Raw genomic sequence first — 18967 nt, 5'->3', positions numbered from 1 at the left:
CCCGATTGGTGAGGGCTGATAATCCGCGGGTAAAAAACATCCCACTGATTAAAGTTTCACTTTATCTTTCTATACTCTCATTAACTCATGGTTATGTACACATGTCAAGACAACTTATTACAGTAGAAAAAGCCAACCTTTTCGTTGGCTTTTTCATATGCAATGGCTCCTTTTTGTTTTGCCAATTGCTGAAATGATTTTTTCGACTTCACAATCCATACTTTCGTTCCAATTGGAATGCGGTCAAATAAATACTCCACATCGTTTTTCTTCATTCTTATACATCCTTGTGAAATATACTTTCCAATTGAACTAGGTTGGTTTGTTCCATGTATTCCATATTTACTTCCATCAGTTCCTCTTGCATTAAATCCAATCCACCTTGACCCAAGTGGATTTTTCGGTGACCCACCTGGAATATCCTTCGCAATATAATACGGATCCTTCGCTTTCATTACAACATCAAAAGTTCCCTCTGGAGTTAATTCATTTGTCTTCCCTGTCGCTACTGGAAAAACCTTTTGAATCTTTCCATCGTCAATATAAGCTAGTTTATTCGTCGCTTTATTTACAATAATAAAAGGATCTCCGGCACGTGGATTGTCACCAAGAGGCCAAATAGGCGATAAAGAAAGACATAATATGAAAGAGAGAAGATACGGCATAATAATTCCTACCTTCTATATAAGTTCTTTTATATTATCCTTTCCCTTAAAACGGCTTTTAATGAGTAAATATTGTTCCATTTCATACACAAGTTGAACAAGCTTCGCACGTATCTCAAATTCTTCACGTGTAACGGGCAATGGCATGTCTCTAAATAATTCTCTCATTTCTTGAAGCTGTCTTAAGGAAATAACCCCAGTACTCTCAGGGCTAATAGCATTTCCAATGTTTTCAACCACATCCGCAATCATATCAGCTTGTTCATATGTCCATGATAAAGAAGCTGCTAATGGTATCATCCGTTCTAAAATTTCGAATTGTTGCATGCGCATATTAAAATAACGATAATAATAGCCATCTTCTCGCATAAATGCATTCTCAAGTTTCTTAAACGATAAATCCCTTGCTTCATTTAGCATATTTTCAGTTTCAATAAGTTCTGCCCCGCTCCAGCTACTTTCTCTGTTTCGTAAATACACGACCATTTCAAACAAAATTGTTTTAAAATTACTTTCTATTGTATCCTGATACTCTTTTAGCTTATTTTCACTACTTGGCATATACATATTCACTAATAAAGCCACGCTAATTCCTATCGTTAATATCGCAATTTCATTCCCAACAATAAGCCATGTAATTTGTTTCAATGAATATAGATGCATCACAATAACTGAACTTGTGACAATACCTTCTTGAATTTTAAGCATAACTGCAGTCGGAATAAATGTAAGTAATAATATACTAATTGCAAGTGGTGTATATCCAATTGTTTCAAAAATACAAAAAGCGAATACCATTGATAATACACAAGCTAAAAAACGATGTAACGACACTTGAAGTGATTTACGTTTCGTATTTTGTACACATAATATAACTAAAATGCCCGCTGAACTATAAAATTCTAATCCTAATAACTGCGCAATAAAAACTGCTGCGCCTGTCCCTATTGCTGTTTTTACTGTACGGTATCCAATTTTGAACATAGCACTGCTCCTATATGTATAAACGTATTTACAGTTAGTATAAAAAAAGGATGACACAATGTCATCCTTTTCTTCTTATTATTCACGCAACCTTTACATATTACAATATTTTTTGTAAAAATTGTTGCGCACGTTCACTTTTCGGTGCTACAAAAAATTCTGCTGGCGCACTATCTTCTACAAGCTTTCCACCATCTAAAAAGAGAACACGATCTGCTACTTCTTTTGCAAATCCCATTTCATGTGTAACAATCACCATTGTCATTCCTGTCGTAACTAATGATTTCATAACTTCTAACACTTCTTTTACCATCTCTGGATCTAGTGCTGATGTTGGTTCATCAAATAACATAACTTCTGGTTCCATCGCTAACGCTCTCGCAATTGCTACACGTTGCTTTTGTCCTCCAGAAAGACGATTGGGATACGTATCTTTTTTATTTAATAAACCGACCTTTTCTAAAAGTTTCTCGGCTTTCTTGTCAGCTTCTTGTTTCGTTACTCCTTTTACATTGATAGGAGCATACGTAATATTTTCTAATACAGTCATATGAGGAAATAGGTGAAAATGCTGAAATACCATCCCGACATTTTCACGAACGTGCATAATATTCGTTTTCGGATTCGTTACTTCTTCCGTTCCAATCCAAATGTGACCATTTGTCGGTGCTTCTAGCACATTCATACAACGTAAAAATGTTGATTTCCCTGATCCAGACGGTCCAATAATTGCTACTACTTCCCCTTTTTCAATCGTTGTTGTAATCCCTTTTAATACTTCGTTTTTTCCAAATGATTTATGAAGGTTTTCAATTTTAATCACTTCTCTTCATTCTCCCTTCAATTGCCTTCCCGACTAATGTAAGAATAATGACTAGCATATAATAAATTAGTCCAACAAAAAGTAATGGTTCAAGATATTTAAACGTCTCACCGCCTACAATGTAAGCACGGCGCATTAAATCGGTCGCTCCTATTACTGTTACTACAGCCGATTCTTTCGTAAGTGTCGCAAACTCGTTCACAAGCGCTGGTAATATATTTTTTAATGCTTGAGGGAAAATGATATTTCGCATCATTTTCCCGTAAGGAATCCCTAAAGCCATCGCTGCTTCTGTTTGTCCTTTATCAACCGCTTGAATGCCGGCACGAATTACCTCTGACATATATGCACCTGAATTTAAGCTAAATGCTAATACAGCTGCTACGAATGCTGGTATTTCATAACCAATTATTTGCGGGACACCGAAATAAATAATCATTAATTGCAATACAAGTGGTGTACCACGGAAAATTGATGTATAAAAATCTGCCGCTATATTTAATGCTCGTATTCTAGCAATTTTGCAAAGTGCTAATAACGTTCCTAAAATAAACCCAACTAACGCTGATACTGCTACAATTTTCAAAGTAACTTCTAGGCCTTTTAGTATATATGGTATCGAAGGCGTAATCGCCGAAAAATCTAAGTTCATTCTTTTCATTCCCCTCACAGAAAAGTGAAAGGCAGCTTACTTCTCGCTGCCAAACCATTTCTTCACTAATTTATCCATTTCTCCATTTTCTTGCATTTTTTTAATTACTTTATTAAATTCTGCTGTTTTATCACTGTTTTTCGGAAGGGCAATTGCTGCTCCTACTTCTTCTGGTGCTTCTTTAATTTCAATTCCTTGTAATTCTTTCATTTTTTCTAAATAATTTTTAGCAACTGTGTCTTCTATAATTGCAGCGTCAAAACGACCAGCTTTAATTTCTTGTACGATTTCTGGTATACGGTCACGTCCCTCAACTTTGAAATCTACTTGTTTTTTAAATTCTGCTGCTTTCTCTTCTTGAATAGATCCTGTTTGTACTCCTACTTTTTTTCCTTTTAAATCCTCTACAGATTTAATGTTAGAATCCTTTTTAGAAACGACCATGTTTTTTGCAACAAAATAAATATCTGTGAAATCAACATTATTTTTACGCTCTGCCGTTGGCGTCATACCTGCCATTACGAAATCAACTTTTCCTGAGCTAAGAGATGCTAATAAACCACCAAAATCCATATCTTTCACTTTCACTTCATAACCAAGTTCTTTTCCGATATATTTAGCAACATCAACATCAAAGCCGATAATTTCATCACTTTTTGAAGCTTCTACGTATTCATATGGTTTATAATCTGCTGAAGTCCCCATAACCAGTACTTTTTTATTTTTTCCAGTAGCTTTTTCTTCCCCATTACTACATGCGCTGAACATACTTACAATTAAAATAAGTGCAAACGATATTGATAATAACTTCTTCATCTTTCTTCCCCCTAATGATGTATATTTAAAAGTTCAATAGAATATTTATTCGATGTTTGTATTGTATCAGCACTTTTATTTTTATGCAATATATAAAATAAAAATAGATTTAAAAACACTATTAACAATGTTTAACATGTATAAAATAATGCATAAAATAACATGAATATGCATGTCCCATAAATTTTAATACTAAATAAAAAAGGCGGTACATCCACTTGATTGTGGACGTACCGCCTTTTTGCTTATTTTTATCCCACTTTAACGGGCAGTAAGACTCCATCTCAACATTTAGCAAAAACAAAGAAGTTAGATGGGGATCAACTGCCCGTAAAAGCCCGATTGGTGAGGGCTGATAATCGGTGGGGATAAACCACCCCCACTGATTAAAGTTTCACTTTATAGTTCTTCACAATTCTCTTCGAAATAAGATTGTAGTTTTGCAATAACTTGCATTGGTTCATGACCTTCAATTTCATGACGTTCTACCATCGTTACAATTTTTCCATCTTTTAATAAAGCGAATGATGGAGAAGAAGGTGGATATCCTTCGAAATATTCACGAGCTTTTGCTGTTGCTTCTTTATCTTGACCTGCAAACACCGTTACAAGATGGTTAGGACGTTTATCATAATGTACGGAATGCGCAGCAGCAGGACGAGCAATACCACCTGCACAACCACATACAGAGTTTACCATTACAAGTGTTGTTCCATTTCTTTTAAACGCTTCTTCTACTGCTTCCGGCGTCGTCAATTCTGTATATCCAGCAGAGACAATCTCTTCACGTGCTTGGCGGACAACATCATTCATAAAAAAGTTAAAATTAATCAATCTTTTCCCTCCTCTAAAACTATCTATTTGTATCTTACCAGTTAATGTTTATGAAATACAAGTAAGTTTACTTGTATTTGGGTATAGAAAAGGTGTTAGAGCTCTTGCTCTAACACCTTTTCTTAATGGCCACGATGCTTTTGCTTTGCTTTTTGTACTTTAATTAAACGTCTTCTTTGTTTTTCAGCTTCTCGCTTCTCTTTAGACTGCACTTTCTTTTCTTGTTTATGCAGTTCATAAGATAAGCTAATTGCCTCTTGTGCCTTAGTAAAACGTTTTACATTTACTTCTTTTGCCGCTTGTCGTATGATACGTTTTATATTTTTTGGACGCTGTTTTTCTTTCACTTCCACACCGCATTTTGCAACGTGCTGGAAATATGCTAACATTGGACCATTCACAAATATAAGTACTTCTTCGTCTGACGGCTCCGTTCCAAAAATATGCCTTGCTCCATACAATTTCCCTGTTTCTTTACATGTAATGATTCCAACAAAAAATTGGCCATCGTAATATACTGTCAAATCCATTGACAGCCCCTCCTTTAAAAAAATTAGAAATACAGGACATCCCGGAGGGGAAGGTTACTGACATGAAATCATGCGTCTGGACTACCGACCAGAACTGTGTTTTTGTATTTCTTTCACTATTATTATATCTTTTTTTCCATAATTTTCATATATTCAGCAATCATTTTTTTATGCGATCCTACAATATATTCAGGTAGTTCTGTTAGTGGGAAGAATGTAAGCTGAACCGCTTCTTCTTTATTCATAACAAACTCCCCTTCATATTCCTCGGTATAATAGGCTGTCGTTACGGATTGAAATTCATCACCATTTGCTAATTTTGTAAAATAGTTCGCTCCAGAAAATACATTAATTAATCGTAAGTTCTTCACTTTTATTCCTGTCTCTTCATATACTTCACGGCAAGCTGTTTCTTCTGGTGATTCGCCAAGCTCCATTAATCCGCCAGGTAGCCCCCATTTTCCGTAAGGCTCTGTTCTTTGCTGTAATAATACATATCCATTTTCATTTATAACGAGTACAACAGCACCAACTAAAATTAAAGGGCGATGACCAACTACTTTTCGTAACTCCTCTACATATCCCATCGTATCCCTCCTTTTTCGTTGTCCACACTATTGTATCATATGTATGAAACGACAAAATGCGTATATTTTTCATTTTTTTAACAAAATATTTATTTTATGAGCTTCATCTACTGTAGCTAACATAATGGATTCGACTTCTGCACTCTTCTCTAGAAATTCTCTCGCCCACTCTTCTGTTTTTCCTACTAAAGCTAGAACATCTTGCTGAATCCTCCCATCCTTTACTAATACAAAAGAAACTGGAGATTTTTTTCCCGCCACTTTCAGATCAAGCCGCGAAACTGCTTCATATTCTGGATACCGAAATATAGAAACAACACCATTCGCTTCCCATAATGCTAATCTAATCGTTTGAATATCGCTCACATTTCGCATGCGAAGTTCCGAAAATAAATATTCCACCGTAATTCTCGCTTTTTTCAAATTGCTAAAATCAATGGAACCATTGTGTATAAGAATAATAGGTGCTGGCTCTAAAAAGCGTCTCCATCTATCCCATTTCAACATTAAGACTGAGCTTATAATGTGAAGTACAACGAGTATGAACGTTGTAATCATCGAGCCGAATAATCCCACTTTTTCATCAGATAATGCGTTAGAAATATTCCCACCAAGCAATAACACTAATACAACATCTAAAAAACGAAGTTGCGCGATGGACCTTTGCCCCATCGCTTTCGCAACTAATATTAAAAATATGTATGCTATAATAGCCCGAATAACCCATTCACTATTAGAAAGATGCCGTGCCCCTTCAAAAATATGCATATGCATCACTTTGCACTCCTTACCCATCTCAAACTGCTACTTTGCTTTAGTTTGCAACGTTTAAGAGCATATATGTAAAAAAGCTGATTCGTTTTTAAACGAATCAGCTTTTCTTACTTGACGGAAAACATATACTTTTTATACGTTTTTCGTACGGATAATATGAGACCCATCATAATCATATTCGAGAACAAGGAACTCCCCCCATATGATAAGAACGGTAATGCAATCCCTTTTACAGGCATTAATCCAACGATCATACCGATGTTTTGGAATATTTGAACCGTTAATATCCCAATTGATCCAGCACATAATAATGTACCGAATAAATTATCAGCAGAATAACCGATAATAATTGTTCGATATAGTAGTAATAGGAATAAGAATACAACTAACGCTGCTACGATAAATCCACCTTCTTCGGCAATTGTAGCGAAAATAAAGTCAGTATGCTTCTCAGGGATATAGACGTTCCCTTCGCCAAATCCTTTCCCTTCCATACCGCCACTACCTACAGCTAAAATCGATTGCTGTGTTTGATAACCTTGATCTGTATGTTCAAATGGATCTAACCAACCTAAAATACGTGATTGTTGGTGAGGTTTTAGTAAAGTAACTAAATTATTAAAGAAGAAATCCTCATACCTTACGTAAATAAATATTAACGCAGATAATATGGTGACTGGAATAACTGTACATAACGCTATCAATTTCTTCTGAATACCTGACATAAATAAAATACATGCAATTGCAGCAGCATATAAGAACACCATCCCTGTATCCGGTTGGCTATATACAACAGCCATAGGCGGAAGGGATACAAGCACAATTTTACCTACTAATTGTAAATCCGTTTGGAATGTCCTTGCCATATACTGTGCATTATGTTTCACTGCTATACTTGCTACTACGAGAAGCAATGAAATTTTGAAAAACTCAGATGGTTGAATTTGTCCAACTAACGGAAATACAAACCATCTTTTTGCACCTAATTTTTCAGGTGTGAAAGTGGAAACCGGTAGTATTTTCAAAAGAATAAGTGAACCAAATCCGACGATATAAAGTGGCCAAGACAATTTTTGTAATTGATCTAAGTCGATGCTTGCAACAAGCAATAACAATACAACTCCAATTATGTAGTTCAAACCCTGTTTCATCGCAAAGTTTGCCTCTCCATATTGGCCAGTTTGCTGACTGCTATATATAGCAGCTATACTCGTAACACATAATGCTAACAAAATTAATATTAATTTTACATCTAAACTTTTTAGAAACTCGGTACTTCTTTTCATGACATCCTCCTGAAACATTGTTACAGCAAAATAAAAAACCAGGAGTCAACATTCTTCATGTTTTGACGACTGATTACACATTATCTATAAAACACTTATATAGAATAACTCTCTTTTTCATACAATACAATATATTATACTACAGTTTCGTCAGTAAGATTTGCCAAAAAAATTATTCTTTTCTTATTTTATATCCATATACCATATATCAGCAATGTATTTTCATAAATTCCTAATACATAATCGTTCATTGTAAGATTACTGGGGAAGATATTATACATATAGTAGGATGTAGATGAAGAAATAAGATGATAAAAAGCTCGCATAAGCGAGCTTTTTATTAATATACAGATGTATTATTTTCTGACGTATTTTCTAAAATTTCTTTTACACGTCCTAAGAACTTACCACAAATTAAGCCATCTAGTACACGGTGATCAAGTGATAAACATAAGTTAACCATGTCGCGAGCACCGAACATACCATTATCCATAATTACTGGGCGTTTTACAATTGATTCAACTTGTAAAATAGCCGCTTGTGGATAATTAATAATACCCATAGATTGAACAGAACCGAATGATCCTGTGTTATTAATTGTAAATGTTCCACCTTGCATTTCGTCCGCTTTTAACGATTTCGTACGTACTTTTCCTGCAAGCTCTGTAATTTCACGAGCGATACCTTTAATCGTCTTCTCATCCGCGTGTTTAATTACTGGTACAAATAGTTCGTCCTCTGTTGCAACAGCGATAGAAAGGTTAATATCTTTCTTCTGAACGATCTTATCGCCAGCCCACATTGAATTGATTTGAGGATACTCTTTTAACGCTTGCGCTACTGCTTTTACGAAGAAAGCAAAGAACGTTAAATTAAAGCCTTCGCGCTTTTTGAAATCACCTTTAATTGAATTACGGTATGACACAAGGTTTGTCACATCTACTTCAATCATCATCCAAGCATGTGGTGCTTCGTGTTTACTACGTAACATGTTCGCTGCAATTGCTTTACGCACACCTGTTACTGGAATTTCGATATCGCCAGGCATTGTTGGTACAGAAACTGGTTTTGCAGCTTCTACTTTTTGTGCTACTGGCGCTGCTTTTGGTGCTTCTGGACGCGCTTCTACTACTGCTGCTACCGCTTCCTCTTTCTTCGCACCTGCTTGCGGAATATTTCCAGATTCCACTAGCTTTAAAATATCTTTACGAGTGATACGGCCATTTGCTCCCGTACCTTCTACTAAATCTAAATCAACATTATGCTCACCTGCAAGTTTTAAAACAGCTGGTGAAAAACGTGGTTTTCCATCAGTTGGTTGTTTTGCTTTCGGTGCTTTTTCAGACGTAGCTACTTCTGACTTTGGTTCTTCTTTTGTTTTTTCCTCAACAGCTGTCGCTGCTACTTCATCTGCGCCTTCTACTTGAATAACACAAACTACTTCACCTACAGCTAACGTCTCACCTTCACCAGCAATTAATTCTTTCACAATACCAGTGAAAGAAGATGGTACTTCAGCATTTACTTTATCAGTCATTACTTCTGCAAGTGGATCATACTTGTTTACATGATCGCCAACATTAACGAGCCATTTACTAATTGTCCCCTCTGTAACGCTCTCCCCGAGCTGAGGCATTGTGATATTTTCTACAGCCATGTATAGTCCCCCCGATTAAAATTCCGCAAGTTCACGCATTGCTTTTTCAACTTTATCTGGATTTACCATAAAGAATTTTTCCATTGTTGGTGCATATGGCATTGCTGGAACGTCTGGACCCGCAAGACGTGCGATTGGCGCATCTAAATCAAACAGACAGTTTTCAGCAATAATTGCTGCCACTTCACTTATAATACTTCCTTCTTTATTGTCCTCTGTTACAAGAAGAACTTTACCTGTTTTAGAAGCTGCTTCAATGATTGCTTCTTTATCTAATGGATATACAGTACGTAAATCAAGAACATGTGCAGAGATGCCATCTTGCGCTAACTTTTCAGCTGCTTGAAGAGCAAAGTGAACACATAATCCGTACGTGATAACAGTAATATCATCACCTTCGCGTTTTACATCTGCTTTTCCGATTGGTAATACGTAATCATCCTCTGGCACTTCACCTTTAATTAAGCGATATGCACGCTTATGCTCAAAGAATAATACTGGATCTTCATCACGAATTGCTGCTTTTAATAAACCTTTTGCATCATACGGTGTAGAAGGAATGACAATTTTTAAACCTGGTTGGTTCGCAAACATCGCTTCCACAGATTGTGAATGATACAATGCACCGTGAACACCGCCGCCAAATGGCGCACGAATTGTAACTGGACAAGTCCAATCGTTATTAGAACGATAACGAATTTTTGCTGCCTCAGAAACAATTTGGTTTACTGCTGGCATGATGAAATCAGCAAACTGCATTTCAGCGATTGGACGCATACCATACATTGCCGCACCAATTGCTACCCCAGCAATTGCAGATTCTGCAAGCGGTGCATCAAGCGCACGATCTTCACCAAATTGATCATATAATCCGTGTGTCGCTTTAAATACGCCACCTTTTTTACCAACATCTTCACCTAAAACAAATACTTTCTCATCGCGTTCCATTTCTTCGCGCATTGCTAATGTAATAGCATCAATATAAGACATTACAGCCATGAAACGTTCCCCCCTATTCTGCGTATACGTGCTTCAATGCATCTTCAGGTGCTGCATACGGAGCATTTTCTGCATATTCTGTTGCTTCATTTACGATATGCATAATTTCGTCTAACATTTGTTTTTCAAATTCCTCAGTTAACACGCCAGCTTCTTTTAAATAAGCTGCAAATGTTATGATTGAATCTTTTTTCTTTGCTTCTTCTACTTCTTCTTTATCACGATAAACACGATCATCGTCGTCACTAGAATGTGCTGTTAAACGATATGATACTGTTTCAATTAAAGTTGGGCCTTCACCACGACGGCCGCGGTCTGCTGCCTCTTTTACAGCTTTATATACTGCAAGTGGATCGTTTCCGTCTATTGTATATCCAGGCATTCCGTAACCAATTGCACGGTCTGATACGTTTTTACATGCTAATTGTTTTTCAACTGGAATAGAGATTGCGTATTTATTATTTTCACACATGAAAATAACAGGTAGTTTGTGTACACCAGCAAAGTTTGCCCCTTCATGGAAGTCACCTTGGTTTGAAGAACCTTCTCCAAATGTAACGAACGTTACTAAATCTTTCTTTTCCATTTTTCCAGCTAATGCAATACCAACTGCATGTGGTACTTGCGTTGTTACTGGAGATGATCCTGTCACAATACGATTTTTCTTTTGACCGAAGTGACCAGGCATTTGACGACCACCAGAGTTTGGATCTCCAGCTTTCGCGAAAGCAGACAACATAAGCTCTTTAGCCGTCATACCGAACGCTAGTACAACACCCATATCACGGTAGTATGGTAATGCATAATCTTTCTCTCTATCAAGAGCGAATGCTGCTCCAACTTGCGCAGCCTCTTGTCCTTGACAAGAAATTACGAATGGAATTTTACCCGCACGGTTTAATAACCACATACGTTCGTCGATTTTACGTGCAAGTAACATCGTACGGAACATTTCTAATACTTGCTCATCACTTAAGCCAAGCTCTTCATGGCGCTTTTCTTTTACTTCTGCCATTTTTCATAACCTCCTAAATCCACATTTTTATGCGTGTAACGCTTTTCCATCTACAGCTAATGCCGCTTCACCAATCGCCTCAGATAATGATGGATGCGGATGAATTGTATGTGCTACTTCCCACGGTGTTGCATCAAGTACTCTTGCAAGACCAGCTTCAGAAATCATATCTGTTACATGTGGTCCAATCATATGAACACCAAGAATGTCATTTGTTTCTTCATCAACTACAAGTTTTACGAAACCATCTGATTCGCCGTATACAAGTGCTTTTCCGATTGCACGGAATGAGAACTTACCTACTTTTAACTTATAGCCTTTTTCTTTCGCTTCTTGTTCTGTTAAACCGACAGAAGCAACTTCTGGACTGCTATATACGCATTTTGATACCATAGAGTAATCAATTGGTGTAACTTCTTTACCAGCAATATGTTCTACTGCAACAATTCCTTCATGAGAAGCAACGTGAGCAAGTTGTAAGCCGCCGATTACATCTCCGATTGCGTAAATATGAGATTCTTTCGTTTGATAAAACTCATTTGTTTGAATGTATCCTTTTTCCACAACGATATCCGTATTCTCTAAACCAATATTTTGCGTATTGGCTTGTCTTCCTACAGATACAAGCATTTTTTCTGCTTTAAATTCTTTATTCTCACCGTTATGTTCAGCTTGAATTGTTACTCCGTTATCTTTTACCAATGTTTCTGGTAATACTTTTGCACCAGTTACCACTTTAATACCTTTTTTCTTGAATAGACGTTGCATTTCTTTTGAAACGTCCTGATCTTCTAGTGGTAATATCGTTTTCGCATACTCTAATACTGTAACTTCTACACCGAAGTCAGCAAGCATAGATGCCCACTCAATACCGATTACACCGCCACCAACGATAATAATTGAGCTAGGAAGCGTTTCCATTTTTAGGGCATGATCGGAAGACATTACATACTCTCCGTCTAATTCTAAACCTGGTAATGAATTCGGACGAGAACCTGTTGCAACAAGTACATTTTTTGGAATTAACATTTCATTCTCTTCTCCACTTGCAAGTTCAACTGAAATTGTCCCTGGCATTGGAGAGAAAATAGATGGGCCAAGAATACGGCCGATACCTTCAAACACATCAATTTTACCTTGTTTCATTAAGTGTTGAACACCTTTATGAAGTTGCGTTACAATCTTCTCTTTACGCTCTTGCACTTTCGCAAAGTTTAGTTCTACATTACTTGCAATAACTCCGAACTCTTCGCTTTTTTTAGCAGTTGCGTATACTTCCGCACTACGTAAAAGAGCTTTACTAGGAATACATCCTTTGTGCAAACAAGTACCACCAAGATTTTCTTTTTCAACAAGTGCAGTTTTTAATCCTAGTTGTGATGCTCGAATAGCAGCAACATATCCACCAGTACCGCCGCCAACGATGACTAAATCATATTCTCTTGCCATTATCTCAACCCCTAGCTACTGTTTGTTTTTCTCGTACAACATACTCTTTCGGCGCTTCTTCTTCACGTAATACACGAAGTGCTCCTTCTGCTAATGCTTGTAATTCATCTTCCCCTGGATGTACGATAACATCTGCAATCCAGTCAACACGTTCTTTTATTTCATCAACAAGAATTTTACTGTACGCAAGTCCACCAGTTAAAACGATTGCATCAATTTTCCCGTGAAGTACAGCGCTAGCTCCGCCAATCTCTTTTGCAACTTGATATGCCATTGCTTTATAAATAAGAGTTGCTTCCGGATCACCTTTTTCAACCATTTGTTCTACTTTGATCGCATCATTTGTACCGATTAGGCTTACAAGTCCACCTTGTCCAACAAGTTTTTTAACCATTTCGTCACGGTAATACTCACCAGAGAAACACATCTCCACTAATTGCCCTACCGGTACTGTACCCGCACGCTCTGGACTAAATGGGCCTTCTCCGTTTAAACCGTTATTCACATCAATAACTTTTCCTTTTTTATGAGCACCAACTGTAATACCGCCACCCATATGTGTAACTAATAAATTTAAATCCTCGTATTTGTGATTTAATTCTTCAGCCACTTTACGAGCAACTGCTTTTTGGTTTAATGCATGGAAAATACTTTTACGTTCCATACCAGCAATACCACTTATACGAGCAACCGGCTCCATTTCATCTACAACGACAGGATCTACTATAAATGCCGGAATATTTAATCCAGAAGCGATTTCATATGCTAAAATGCCTCCAAGATTTGAAGCATGATGACCGCTAAACCCATTTTTCAAATCTTCTAACATCGAATCGTTTACTGTGTATGTTCCGCCTTCGATTGGACGAAGTAATCCCCCACGTCCACAAACTGCGTTTAACTTTGAAATGTTAATACCGTGAGAATGTAGAACTTCTAAAATCGTTTCTTTGCGAAACTCATATTGATCGATAATTCTCTTATATTTTCCAATTTGTTCTTCGTCATGACGAATAGTTTCTTCTAAAACGGGCCTTTCATTATCAAAAACACCAATTTTTGTGGATGTACTACCCGGATTAATAACAAGAATTCGATTTAAAGACACTGTTGCTACCTCCACTAATAAATTCAAAAGGAGGTGGAAACCTCATAAGAGGTAACCACACCTTTTGTAAAAGTAATATATGAATGATTAGCGACGGCTAATAATGTCGTGACCGTTGCGTAAGTATGTGCTACGAGAGTTTTTCAAGCTTGCAATGCGCTCTTCAGCTAAACGATCTGCTGCTACATAAGTTGCAATGCCATCGCGTTTTGAAATTTCGATTACTTTTGCAATTGTGTCATAAATAGACTCAACACGTTTTAGTGCACGTTCTCTATTGTATCCATATAATTCGTCTGCTACGTTAATTACACCACCAGCATTAATAACATAGTCTGGTGCGTATACAATACCCATTTCATGAATCATGTCGCCGTGACGATTTTCTTTTAATTGGTTATTTGCAGAACCTGCGATTACTTTTGCTTTAAGTTGTGGAATAGTTTCGTCATTAACTGTTGCGCCTAATGCACATGGTGCGTAAATATCACATTCAACACCGTAAATTTCATTTGGCTCAACTGCTGATGCACCGAATTCTTCTACCGCGCGTTGTACAGCTTCTTTATTAATATCTGTAACGATTAATTTTGCTCCTTCAGCATGTAAATGTTTGCATAGGTGATACGCTACGTTACCAACACCTTGAACAGCAATTACTTTTCCTTCTAAATTATCAGTACCGAAAGCCTCTTTCGCAGCTGCTTTCATACCACGATAAACACCGTATGCAGTTACTGGAGATGGGTTACCAGAAGAACCGAATGATGGTGAAATACCTGTTACAAAATCAGTTTCTTCGTGAATAATATCCATATCATCTACTGTTGTACCAACATCTTCAGCTGTAATGTAACGTCCGTTTAGTCCTTGAATGTATCGTCCTAATGCACGGAACATCGCTTCGCTCTTATCTTTACGTGGATCACCGATAATTACTGTTTTCGCACCACCTAAGTTTAAGCCGGCTGCTGCGTTTTTGTATGTCATCCCTTTTGCAAGACGCAATGCATCTTCAATCGCCGCTTCTTCAGAATCATATGTCCACATTCTTGTTCCACCAAGAGCTGGTCCAAGTGTTGTATCATGAATTGCGATGATTGCTTTTAAACCAGATTCTTTATCTTGACAAAATACTACTTGCTCATAATCATATTTTTCTAAGTATTCGAAGATTTCTAATGTCATTGTCGTTTCCCCCTAGTGTTTTACCCTGTTTGGTTTATTTTGAAGCAGTCGTAACTGCCAATGCTAATGAATATACTTTTGTTTCTGCTGAATCAGCACGAGATGTTAAAACAATCGGTGCTTTTGCGCCAGCAATCATAGCTCCTACTTTTGCATCCGCAAAGTATACGAGTGATTTGTATAGCACATTTCCAGCTTCAATCGTTGGGACGAGTAAAATGTCTGCTTTACCTGCTACATCACTTACTATGCCTTTATGTTCTGCTGCAATTTGTGATACTGCATTATCTAAAGCAAGTGGTCCATCAACGACACAATTTTTAATTTGTCCGCGGCGATTCATTTGAGTTAACATCGCGGCATCAATTGTCGCTTGCATCGCAGGATTCACAACCTCTACTGCTGCAATTGGTGCTACCCTTGGCAAATCTATTCCTATTGCCTGGGCAACTTCTACAGTATTCTGTATAATAGCAGCTTTTTGTGTTACATCAGGTGCAATGTTCATCGCTGCATCTGTAACAAAGATAAGACGATCGTAATTTGGAACTTCAAATGCTGCAACGTGTGAAAGTGCGCTACCTTTACGAAGTCCCCACTCTTTATTTAATACAGCTTTCAAAATATTTGCTGTTGGGATGTTTCCCTTCATAAGCACATCTGCTTCGCCATTTCTTACAGCTTTAACAGAAAGTTCTGCAGCCTCAGCACTTGACGCTGCTGCAATCACTTCAATGTGTTCTGAAGTTTGTAAACCATGTTCTTGTAGCATCCCCATTATTTTTTCTTGATTTCCATATAGACGAAATTGAGCTAGCTGTAATTTAATTGCTTTCGCTACAGCTTCAATTACTTCATGATCTTCAGCTACTGCTACAGCCACAGTTTTTTTAGGCTGTCCTGCTGCTTGATCAATTAAGTGTTCTAACTTCATATTTTGTAATCAACCCTTTCCGTCGTCCCTCGTCTATTTATAAAGCAAATACCGTGCCAACTTTCAAAAGTGGTCTTACCAATAATGAAAACGCATTCAAAATGCAGTAAAATCAATACTTTGGAAAATAACAAAACATTCTGTCTTTTTATGTCGCTTTTTGTATACCATGCAATAAATTGCACGGTACGCAATTTATTGCATGCTATTTTTTGCACACTCATACTTTTCTAGCTTGTAATATAAATTTCGAACCGAAATTCCTAATGCTCTTGCAGTTTTTGTTTTATTTCCATCAAACCTCTCTAAACATTCATGAATGATATGCCCTTCAAACTCTGTCACTAATTGTTCAAGTGGCTTTTCTTCTAATTCAGGTAATAAGTTATTTTGTTTTACCTCAGTCTGCTCTTCTGTATGTAAAGGTGGTAAATGATGGACATCAATATATATTTCGTTATAATTCATAAAGATAATAGCTCGTCCTAAAATATTTTCAAGCTCCCTCACATTTCCTGGCCATTCATATGATTGTAAATATGAAATAGCCGAATCAGTGAGCCCCTCTACATTCCGACCATAATCTTGGTTAATTTTTTGAATCAATCTGTCTGCAATTGCCGGTATATCTCCTTTTCGCTGACGAAGAGACGGAATGTGAATTGGAATTTTATTTAATCGATAATATAAATCCTCTCTAAACTCTCCTTCTAGAATGCCCCTTTCTAAATTCACATGTGTCGCTGCAATTACCCGGACATTTATAGGTATCGCTTTCGTTCCACCCACTTTTACAATTTCTTTTTCTTGCAACACGCGAAGGAGTTTCGCTTGCGTATTTGCAGACAATTCTCCTATTTCATCTAAAAAGATACTACCGTTATTCGCTTCCTCAAAAAAACCTCGTTTTCCGCCTCTTTTTGCTCCTGAGAATGCACCTTCCTCATAACCGAATAATTCACTTTCTAATAAAGTCTCGGAAATGGCAGCACAGTTTACCCGGACGAATTTATTATATTTTCGATTACTTCCATTATGAATTGCATGTGCAAACAATTCTTTACCCGTTCCAGATTCTCCGCGTAGTAATACTGTTGCTGGTGTATTCGCTCCAAGTTTCGCCTGTTCAATAGCGGCCGTTGTTTCATCTGAATTTCCGACAATGTCATCAAATGAATATTTCGCTTCTAACGTTCGAATAATTTGCCTTGCTCTATTCAATTCATTTGTTAACTTTTGAATTTCTGATACGTCACGAATTACACCAACGCTTCCTTTCAATATCCCATCCACTATAACTGGCGCTACGTTTACAATTACATCACGCTTCTTTTGTCCAATCTTCATATGTATTCCGCGTACCGCCCTACGCGTTCGAAGTACTTTCATATGCATACTTTCACCTTCTACAATATCAGTTGTAGCCGGTTTCCCAATAATGTCCTCTTCTGTTAAACCTGTTAATTTCGTATAGGCAGGGTTAATTACTAATCCTCTTCCCTTTTCATCCACGACCGAAATTGCTTCCTCAGACGAGTTGATAATCGCCTCAAGTAACGTTTGAATCTCCTTTAAATCTGTAACTTCTTCCGCAAGATCTACAACCTCTGTTATATCTTTAAAAATCGCAAATGCTCCTTGTACCTCTCCTCCCTCTTTTAATATTGGAATACGGGTTGTAATAATTTTCTTTTCATTTTCTAATGTCAGTTCATAATTTACTTCTATTTGTTTCGTACGTATAATACGAAGCAACTTACTAGTCGGAATAACTTCTAAAATATATTTCCCTACCGCATCTTCTTTTTTATATCCGATAATACGCTCTGCACTTTTATTAAATAGGCGGACTTGTCCCTCTCGATCAATCACAATCATACCGTCATGCGTAGAATTTAAAATTAAATCCCCTTGCTGCGTCTGTTCTTCTAACTTTCCAATTAAACCTTCCTTCTCATGTGCTAATCTCGTAACAATTTTCGCAATATCACCTGGTATAAGAAGAGTATCTTTATGCTTTTTCTTTATTAAATCTTTATGTAAATCATCGTCACCCGTCATATCAAACATTACATCAATATGCATAGAAAGAAACGGCGTTACACTCTCTCCAATTGTAACCCCATATTCCTTAGCCATTTGTAATCCCTTTGCTATCGGATTTATATCAATAATTCCTATAATTTGAAATATATTTGAACTTTGTAACAGATTCAGCAGTGTACTACCACCTTCACCTGCACCAACAATTAAAACTTTTTGTTTCATATATTACACTTCCTCTCGAAGTATCTCTGCAAAATTTTTCACACCCTTATCTTACTCGTTCAGCCCCCTCTTGACAAACCCCCTTTTCATATAACATCATTGAAATAAACAAAATAATCTGAAAAGGAGCGTTTATATGCAGCGTTACCTTGCTCTATCATTAGCACTCATCCCTATTTCATTAGCTGTATTTGGCATTAAGTTAATGAGAGATACTGTATTCGGGATTCTATTTCCTCCACTCTCTATACTGTGGTTACAATTTTTAATTGGCGCTCTCTGCTTCGCGCTCGGGTTTTATATCTTCGGAGGCTTCGTCTTACACCGAGACCGTAAACGAAATAAAGTACAAGCTCGCTTTAAAAGATAGGAAGGCTCCACTATTTATAAATAAAAAA

Annotated in this window: 19 protein-coding genes; 1 reads left to right on the top strand and 18 read right to left on the bottom strand. The window is 37.0% G+C overall.

What is annotated here, in order from left to right; translation table 11 throughout:
- Positions 1-104: 104 nt before the first annotated feature.
- The 18 genes from QEP67_RS06615 to QEP67_RS06530 form a co-directional block, all read right to left on the bottom strand.
- On the bottom strand, positions 105-665 hold the full coding sequence (locus QEP67_RS06615; protein ID WP_001146549.1) for a L,D-transpeptidase: 561 nt from the start codon (positions 663-665) through the stop codon (positions 105-107).
- A 15-nt stretch (positions 666-680) separates the two neighbouring features.
- Positions 681-1649, bottom strand: coding sequence for an aromatic acid exporter family protein (locus QEP67_RS06610; protein WP_000472675.1), 969 nt, complete (start codon positions 1647-1649; stop codon positions 681-683).
- Between the two features lie 100 nt (positions 1650-1749).
- Positions 1750-2472 carry an amino acid ABC transporter ATP-binding protein gene (locus QEP67_RS06605; RefSeq protein WP_000590215.1) on the bottom strand — a complete coding sequence of 241 codons (723 nt, stop codon included), beginning with the start codon at positions 2470-2472 and terminating at the stop codon, positions 1750-1752.
- On the bottom strand, positions 2465-3124 hold the full coding sequence (locus tag QEP67_RS06600) for an amino acid ABC transporter permease (RefSeq protein ID WP_001046923.1): 660 nt from the start codon (positions 3122-3124) through the stop codon (positions 2465-2467). Before QEP67_RS06600 ends, QEP67_RS06605 begins: the two co-directional genes overlap by 8 nt.
- Before the next feature lie 36 nt (positions 3125-3160).
- Positions 3161-3940 carry a transporter substrate-binding domain-containing protein gene (locus QEP67_RS06595; RefSeq protein WP_000735474.1) on the bottom strand — a complete coding sequence of 260 codons (780 nt, stop codon included), beginning with the start codon at positions 3938-3940 and terminating at the stop codon, positions 3161-3163.
- A 399-nt stretch (positions 3941-4339) separates the two neighbouring features.
- Positions 4340-4753 (bottom strand): BrxA/BrxB family bacilliredoxin, encoded by a 414-nt coding sequence (locus QEP67_RS06590; RefSeq protein ID WP_002003484.1) that lies wholly within the window; start codon positions 4751-4753, stop codon positions 4340-4342.
- A 143-nt stretch (positions 4754-4896) separates the two neighbouring features.
- A complete protein-coding gene (locus QEP67_RS06585) occupies positions 4897-5304 on the bottom strand; it encodes a YjdF family protein (protein WP_002107745.1) in 408 nt (135 codons plus the stop codon).
- A gap of 122 nt (positions 5305-5426) precedes the next feature.
- The gene (locus QEP67_RS06580; RefSeq protein WP_002107742.1) at positions 5427-5891 is read right to left on the bottom strand and encodes an NUDIX hydrolase; all 465 of its coding nucleotides are present in this window, start codon (positions 5889-5891) and stop codon (positions 5427-5429) included.
- 69 nt (positions 5892-5960) lie between these two features.
- Entirely contained in the window at positions 5961-6665 is a 705-nt protein-coding gene (locus tag QEP67_RS06575; RefSeq protein ID WP_000550954.1) for a YetF domain-containing protein, read from the bottom strand.
- Between the two features lie 107 nt (positions 6666-6772).
- Positions 6773-7951, bottom strand: coding sequence for an FtsW/RodA/SpoVE family cell cycle protein (locus QEP67_RS06570; protein WP_000831202.1), 1179 nt, complete (start codon positions 7949-7951; stop codon positions 6773-6775).
- Positions 7952-8291: 340 nt separating this feature from the next.
- Positions 8292-9608: a dihydrolipoamide acetyltransferase family protein gene (locus tag QEP67_RS06565; protein WP_000257677.1), complete on the bottom strand. Its 1317-nt coding sequence runs from the start codon at positions 9606-9608 to the stop codon at positions 8292-8294.
- 15 nt (positions 9609-9623) lie between these two features.
- Positions 9624-10607: a 3-methyl-2-oxobutanoate dehydrogenase subunit beta gene (gene bfmBAB, locus QEP67_RS06560; RefSeq protein ID WP_000290073.1), complete on the bottom strand. Its 984-nt coding sequence runs from the start codon at positions 10605-10607 to the stop codon at positions 9624-9626.
- Positions 10608-10620: 13 nt separating this feature from the next.
- Complete coding sequence (gene bfmBAA / locus QEP67_RS06555; protein WP_000852549.1) at positions 10621-11622, bottom strand: 3-methyl-2-oxobutanoate dehydrogenase subunit alpha; 1002 nt, start codon at positions 11620-11622, stop codon at positions 10621-10623.
- 27 nt (positions 11623-11649) lie between these two features.
- Positions 11650-13071: a dihydrolipoyl dehydrogenase gene (gene lpdA / locus QEP67_RS06550; RefSeq protein ID WP_000090438.1), complete on the bottom strand. Its 1422-nt coding sequence runs from the start codon at positions 13069-13071 to the stop codon at positions 11650-11652.
- 4 nt (positions 13072-13075) lie between these two features.
- On the bottom strand, positions 13076-14179 hold the full coding sequence (buk, locus tag QEP67_RS06545; RefSeq protein WP_000056197.1) for a butyrate kinase: 1104 nt from the start codon (positions 14177-14179) through the stop codon (positions 13076-13078).
- A gap of 87 nt (positions 14180-14266) precedes the next feature.
- The gene (locus tag QEP67_RS06540; RefSeq protein ID WP_000171359.1) at positions 14267-15367 is read right to left on the bottom strand and encodes a leucine dehydrogenase; all 1101 of its coding nucleotides are present in this window, start codon (positions 15365-15367) and stop codon (positions 14267-14269) included.
- A gap of 34 nt (positions 15368-15401) precedes the next feature.
- Positions 15402-16301 (bottom strand): phosphate butyryltransferase, encoded by a 900-nt coding sequence (yqiS, locus tag QEP67_RS06535; RefSeq protein ID WP_074651142.1) that lies wholly within the window; start codon positions 16299-16301, stop codon positions 15402-15404.
- A gap of 195 nt (positions 16302-16496) precedes the next feature.
- A complete protein-coding gene (locus tag QEP67_RS06530) occupies positions 16497-18569 on the bottom strand; it encodes a sigma-54-dependent Fis family transcriptional regulator (protein WP_048565700.1) in 2073 nt (690 codons plus the stop codon).
- Between the two features lie 136 nt (positions 18570-18705).
- Here QEP67_RS06530 and QEP67_RS06525 point away from each other — a divergent pair, with 136 nt between their 5' ends.
- Positions 18706-18939 carry a DUF2627 domain-containing protein gene (locus QEP67_RS06525; RefSeq protein WP_001190196.1) on the top strand — a complete coding sequence of 78 codons (234 nt, stop codon included), beginning with the start codon at positions 18706-18708 and terminating at the stop codon, positions 18937-18939.
- Positions 18940-18967 lie beyond the last annotated feature (28 nt).

The sequence above is a fragment of the Bacillus cereus group sp. MS39 genome, from assembly GCF_040448665.1.
Taxonomy (GTDB): Bacteria; Bacillota; Bacilli; order Bacillales; family Bacillaceae_G; genus Bacillus_A; species Bacillus_A wiedmannii.
This window is presented reverse-complemented; position numbering and strand designations above follow the sequence as displayed.